We start from the raw sequence: 5,825 nt of genomic DNA on the forward strand, positions 1-5,825 counted from the left end.
GGTCATTCTGCGGGTCACACCAGCCGACACCACCTTGCCGCGCAGCATGCCGCAAGTGTCACAGTCGTTCTGGTCGCTGCTGCAGACGAACGTCCTCAACCAGCAGCGGTGGACGACCCGGCAGGAACTCCGGCTCGCGATTGTCGTGTGGATCGAGCGGAAGTATCACCGCCAGCGCGCCCAAGACACCCTCGGCGGCTTGACGCCCATCGAGTTCGAAGCCAAGCTAGCCGAGCCGCACACACTGGCGGCCTAAACCGAACCTGTCACCAGTTCGTTCCTCACGCCCTTCCTCACGCCCAGGGCTAAGTGACTCAACCTCTGAGTCTGTAGACCGTCTCACCCGTGTTGACATCGACCACACGGCCGTCATCGCGCACGCGAAACCGTGTCTCGCCGGAATTGGCATCCACCACTCTGCCGTCGTCGCGGACACGGAATGATGTCTCCCCAGTGTGCGCGTCAACCATCCGGTTGCCGCGCACGCGAAACCGTGTTATCACCCGAACTCGCACTGACCGCCCGGCGGCCGTCCCAAGTTTCATCACTCATACGAAGAGCCTGCCAGAGACGTCCGACATTCCTCCGTACGCGGCAGAGGTTCGACCTGCACGGCTCGTACGTGCGCGCGGACGCCCAGGAGCGCCACGCATGCTCTCATGGCGGCGTTGACTCACCTCGACGCTATGAGGAAGCCCGAGCCTGAGCCCGTCCCGGTGTCCATTCCGCTCGTCGTGCTCGATGTGCGCGAGGACGGCACCGTGACCGTCACCGTCGACGGGAAACGGTTGGACCCTGACCCTTTCGCGCCGCCGTGGCGGCGCTCCTCGTTCGGGCAGATCATCGACCGCGCCACGAACGACCGGACGACACCGGCGAGGGTCGAGGTCCGCGAAGCGGACGGCACGACGTTCACCGACATCGTCGCCGCCCGCCGCCGGCGTTCCCGCCCCGAGCCCGAACCGGAACCGGCGGCGCAGGCCGGGCCGGTGTTTCACACCGTCGAGGGCAAGGGGTTCGTTCCGGGCGAGGACGTGGCGGTCGCAGTCGTCACCGGGCACACCGACGCCGCCCACTCCGGCACCGCGCGCGCCCTCATCGACCCAGCCGGGAACGGCGCCGACCGGACCGACGAGGTCATCGAGGTCATCCTGTTCGGCCGGGTCTCCGGCACCACGATCATCCGGCGAGTGCCGTGAACGAGCAGGGCCGGCAGACCGGCTCGTTCGGGGACGAGCTGACCAACGCCGCGATGATCGGGCTGGTCGTCCTGTTCGGCGTCGCGCTGATCCTGCGCGCCGCGGGATCGGTGGCCGCGTTCCTGACCGGCACGCCCCAGCCGGCCGGCGATCCCGCTTCCGGGGTCGGTGTGCTGTTCCACCCTGGTGATCCCGGCGCGGCGCTCGACGCGGACGGCCTGAACCCGGTCGTCTACTGGATCGTCGCCGGGCTGCTGCTCGCCGGCCTCGTGACCGGCGGGCTATGGGCGTGGCTGCGGTTGCGCCGCCACACCCACCGGATCGAGACCGACCCGCGCCGCATGGCCGGGATCGCCACACGGCACGAAGTCGCCGCCGCTGCGTCTGAGAAGGCGCTGCTGCGCCGCGCGGGAAACCTGCGCCCCGGCCTGGCTGACCCGAAGCCGGCGGACGTGGGCTACCGGCTCGGCACCTCCAAGGGCACCGGCGTGTGGGCGTCGGTCGAGGACTCGATCATGGTGATCGGGCCGCCCCGCTCCGGGAAGGGCCTGCATCTGGTGATCCCGGCGATCCTCGACGCGCCCGGCGCCGTCGTCGTCACCTCGACCAGGCCGGACAACCTCACCGCGACCATGCGCGCCCGTCGCAGGATCGGCCCCGTCGCGATCTTCGACCCGCAACACTTGGCCGAGGGTCTGCCCGCCGGTCTGCGCTGGTCACCGATCCGGGGCTGCGAGTCGCCGCAGACGGCGATGATCCGCGCCACCGGGCTCGCCGCCGGCACCGGCCTGTCCGCAGGCGGCGTCGACGGCGGAGGCTTCTGGGAGGGCAAGACACGGGCCGCGCTCCAAGCCCTGCTGCACGCGGCAGCGATCGACCATCGGCCGCCCGCCGAGCTGTTCAGGTGGACTCTCGATCCGACCGCGGCCGCTGACGCGGTGGCGATCCTGACCGGCTCCACGCAGGCTGCGACCGGGTGGGCCGAGTCTCTGGAAGCGATGATCGACTCCGACCCCCGCACCCGCGACTCGATCTGGCAGGGCGTCTCCTTGGCTCTCGGCTCCCTCGCGGACCCGCGCGTGCTCGACGCCGTATCGCCCGGCCCCGGTGAGGGCTTCGATCCCGAAGCGTTCATCCGCGACCGCGGCACGTTGTTCCTGCTGGCAACCGGGTCCGGTGCGGGAGCCAGCGCCGCGCTGGTCGCCGCGCTCGTGGAAGACCTCATCGAGACCGCCCGCCGCCTGGCCGCACGGTCGGCCGGTGCCCGGCTCGATCCGCCGATGCTGCTGGCCTTGGATGAGATAGCCAACCTCTCGCCGTTGCCGTCGCTGCCGACGCTGATGGCCGAAGGCGGCGGGTCGGGGATCACGACCATGCCGGTGCTCCAATCGCTCGCGCAGGCGCGGGACAATTGGAACGAGCACCAGGCGAACGCGATCTGGGACGCCTCGATCGTCAAGGTCATCCTCGGCGGGGCTTCCAACAGCCGGGACCTGCAAGACCTGAGCGCCTTGGTCGGCGAACGCGACGAATACACCGACTCCGTGACGCTGGGCGACCACGGCACCCGCTCCAACCAGCGGTCCGTGCGCCGGGTGCCGATCTTCCCGCCCGACCGCATCCGCCGGCTCCCGTTCGGGACCGGGATCGTGCTGCTGCGCTCCGCGGCCCCGATCGTCACCGACCTGCACCCCTGGCCCAAGCGTCCCGACGCCGGCCAGCTCGCCGCCGACCGTGCCGAGATCGAAGCCCTGCTCCGTCGTTCCGGCACCTGAACGCCGGTCGCGGCACGGAGCACCTGCCCGCCACAACGGCCCGGCACGAACCGGCGCCGGAGAGCAGACAGGAGCCCAGCATGTCCGACGAACCCGGTGGCGACGCCACGACGAACGATGTTCCCGACTCGGATGTGGACCAGATGGACGACGACGGCTACGACGAGCCGCTGATCGCCGAGCCGCCGCACCCGATCAACTGGAACCTGCTGAGTGCCGAGGACGCCGAGGCCGAGTGGTTGGAGCTCAACCGCTGGGTGGACTGGCTACGCCACACCTACGGGCTCCCCGCCTCCGTGATCCCGCCCGCCTGGCACATGCACCCGGAGCTGCTGTGGGAGCTGAGCGCGCTGCACCTTCACTGGCTCTGCGCCTACGACCCGGACCAGAACGGCAGCGCACCGCTCGGCTGGCACCGCGACTTCGCCGACGCCCGCCAGCGGCTCCGCGAATGGGTCGCCGCCTGCGGCACCCGGCTCGACCACGACCGTCCCACCCGGCAGACTGTCTGGCCCGGCGAGGAACCCGGCGACCCGATCGAGGACATCCCGATCACCGACCGCGACGCCGAGTTCGTGGAGTTCGTCATGGCCGACGTCCAGGCCCGCCGCGAGGCAGAGGAAGCGTTCTACCGCGACCTCGACCCGGACACCGGAGAAGTGTCGTGAGCGACAAGACCGAGGCACTCGTCTCGCCCCTGCTGGACAGCCGTGAGGTCGCCGCGTACTTGAAGGTCTCGGAGTCCACCCTGTCGCGGTGGCGCTCGGCCGGCACGGGGCCGCCGTTCCTGCGGCTTGGCGGGATCGCCCGGTACCGGCTCGACGCCGTGGACCGCTGGCTGAGCGAGCTGGAACACGACCGTGCCCCGCAGAGCTGAACCGCAGCCGACCGCCGAGCCCAAGCCGGTCCCGCCGATCGGCGTGAAGGTCTCCACAGACATGGAGCGCCGCTCCTACGGCATCCGCGCCCGAGCCCGGTGGACCGACCCGACCACCAAGCGGCGTGTCATCCGCTCGGAAATCGTGCGAGACGAAGCGGCCGCGCACGCGTTCTTCGACCAGCTCCGCAACTCATCGACCAAGGGCATGGACGTGTCCATGACGCTGCTGGAGTTCGTCACCTCCATCGGCGACCGGTGGGCGCGGGGCCTGGACCCGACCTCCACCGGCGAGACCTACGGGTACGGGCTGAAACTGCGCGTGCTGCCCGCGCTCGGGCACCTGCCGGTCACCCAGATCACCGCCGGGATCATCGACCGCACCATTGATGAGTGGGAGCAGCGTCACGGCGCGTCGACCATCAAGAACACCATCGCCCCGCTCGTGCGGGTGCTCGATGAGGCCGTGCGGGACGGGCTGATCCAGATCAATCCTGCGAAGAACCGCGCCAAGCGGAGCCTGAACCGCAACGCCTTCCGCGGCCAGTCCGCCGAACACACCTCCCCACGGGCGCACGCAATCCCGGACATGAAGACCCTCAACCGCCTCGCCAGGGCGTGCGGCAAGGTGCATCAGTCCTACAGCGACTTCGTGATGCTCGCCGCGCTACTCGCCGCACGGTCCTCGGAGGTCTCCGGGTTGCAGGTCGGGGACGTGGACTACGGCAAGAACCTCGTCGTGATCCGCCGGCAGGTTTTCCCCGGCAAAGGCGGCCTGGTTACAAAACCGACCAAGAGCCGCAAAGAACGCCGCGTGCCGATCCTCGAACCACTCCGGCCAGTGCTCGAACGCCTCACCGACGGGAAGGAGCCCGAGGACTCGTTGCTGGTCGGCCCGAAGGGCGGCTATCTCACCACCGCGACCGTCCGCGACGCCACCAACTGGGACGGCATCGTCGCGAAGCTCGGACTGCCCGACCTCACCCGGCACGGCCTACGCCACACCGGGGCAACCTGGATGGCCGACGCGGGCATCCCGCTGCACGTACTGCAAGACATCCTCGGGCACGCCTCGATGGAGACCACGCGCGGCTATCTCCACCCCGACGACCGCCACCTCGCCTCCGCCGCCGAGCAGGCCAACGCCTTCCTCTCCACCGCCGGACAACGCAAGAACGCCCGGCGCAGCAGCCCCGCGACCAGGGGCCTGTGATGCGCTCCGACGCCCGCGGGAGTGCTCCCGGAAGCGTTCTGGTCCCCTTTTGGTCCCCATATCCACAGGACGCGGGTTCTGGGCGATCAGTTCGTCCACAGGCGACCACCGGCGAGAGCGCCGGGGGACCAGAGGGGGACCACAGAGAACGACCCCCGGACATGATGAAGCCCAGGCGAGAAACCTACTCTCACCTGGGCTTTTACGTCGGGCTGACAGGATTTGAACCTGCGACCCCCTGACCCCCAGTCAGGTGCGCTACCAAGCTGCGCCACAGCCCGTGGCATGGATTTTCAGTTGTTCGGGCCGACCAGAGCGGGGTAAACCCACTTAACCCCCAGTCAAGTGCGCTACCAAGCTGCGCCACATCCCGGTCTGCTGTCCACTCGCGGACAACTCCCCTATCCTACCGGTTTCGTGGAGCACTCGCGAACGCGTGTCGCAAGTCAGGAGTACGGTCTGCTCATGAGCCAGATCGAGATCCTCCCGGCATCCGTCGATCGCTTCGCCGACGCGGAGCACGCTCTCACCGGCGGAGGCGACGGCGCCTCGTGCTGGTGCCAGTGGTGGATGCTGCGCAACAAGGACTTCCAAGCCGCCACGACCGACGAGCGTCGCGAACTGCTGCGGGGCGACCTCGCCACTTCCCCGGCCTCCGCGCTCATCGCGTACCTCGACGGCGTCGCCGCCGGGTGGGTCAAGGGGCTCTTCGGACATTCGGTGGGGGTGAGGCTCGCCGGGTGAGGTTCGGCGGGTAGGGG

General features: G+C 69.5%; 7 protein-coding genes and 1 tRNA gene. 7 read left to right on the plus strand and 1 reads right to left on the minus strand.

All coding sequences use genetic code 11. The features are described 5' to 3' along the window. The 6 genes from AS96_RS14825 to AS96_RS14510 all read left to right on the plus strand — a co-directional run. Positions 1 to 256: IS3 family transposase (locus AS96_RS14825; RefSeq protein ID WP_442921715.1), on the plus strand; the 256-nt coding region annotated here is incomplete at its 5' end. A 430-nt stretch (positions 257 to 686) separates the two neighbouring features. After that, positions 687 to 1,199, plus strand: coding sequence for a hypothetical protein (locus AS96_RS14490; protein WP_026529678.1), 513 nt, complete (start codon positions 687 to 689; stop codon positions 1,197 to 1,199). Between the two features lie 53 nt (positions 1,200 to 1,252). Further along, positions 1,253 to 2,974, plus strand: a complete 1,722-nt coding sequence (locus tag AS96_RS14495) for a type IV secretory system conjugative DNA transfer family protein (protein WP_051498920.1) — start codon at positions 1,253 to 1,255, stop codon at positions 2,972 to 2,974. An 80-nt stretch (positions 2,975 to 3,054) separates the two neighbouring features. Beyond that, positions 3,055 to 3,642, plus strand: a complete 588-nt coding sequence (locus AS96_RS14500; RefSeq protein WP_026529680.1) for a hypothetical protein — start codon at positions 3,055 to 3,057, stop codon at positions 3,640 to 3,642. Further along, positions 3,639 to 3,851: a helix-turn-helix transcriptional regulator gene (locus tag AS96_RS14505; protein ID WP_026529681.1), complete on the plus strand. Its 213-nt coding sequence runs from the start codon at positions 3,639 to 3,641 to the stop codon at positions 3,849 to 3,851. Before AS96_RS14500 ends, AS96_RS14505 begins: the two co-directional genes overlap by 4 nt. Next, positions 3,835 to 5,064: a tyrosine-type recombinase/integrase gene (locus AS96_RS14510; RefSeq protein ID WP_026529682.1), complete on the plus strand. Its 1,230-nt coding sequence runs from the start codon at positions 3,835 to 3,837 to the stop codon at positions 5,062 to 5,064. The genes AS96_RS14505 and AS96_RS14510 overlap by 17 nt, the downstream gene beginning before the upstream one ends. Positions 5,065 to 5,271: 207 nt before the next feature. On the opposite strand, the gene AS96_RS14515 is transcribed toward AS96_RS14510, so the two are convergent. After that, positions 5,272 to 5,345 (minus strand) — tRNA-Pro (locus tag AS96_RS14515). Positions 5,346 to 5,529: 184 nt separating this feature from the next. On the opposite strand from AS96_RS14515, the gene AS96_RS14520 reads away from it, so the two are divergent. Then, positions 5,530 to 5,808 (plus strand): hypothetical protein, encoded by a 279-nt coding sequence (locus AS96_RS14520; protein ID WP_231477298.1) that lies wholly within the window; start codon positions 5,530 to 5,532, stop codon positions 5,806 to 5,808. Positions 5,809 to 5,825 lie beyond the last annotated feature (17 nt).

Origin of the sequence: Microbacterium sp. MRS-1, from assembly GCF_000585455.1 — a bacterium.
Taxonomy (GTDB): Bacteria; Actinomycetota; Actinomycetes; order Actinomycetales; family Microbacteriaceae; genus Microbacterium; species Microbacterium laevaniformans.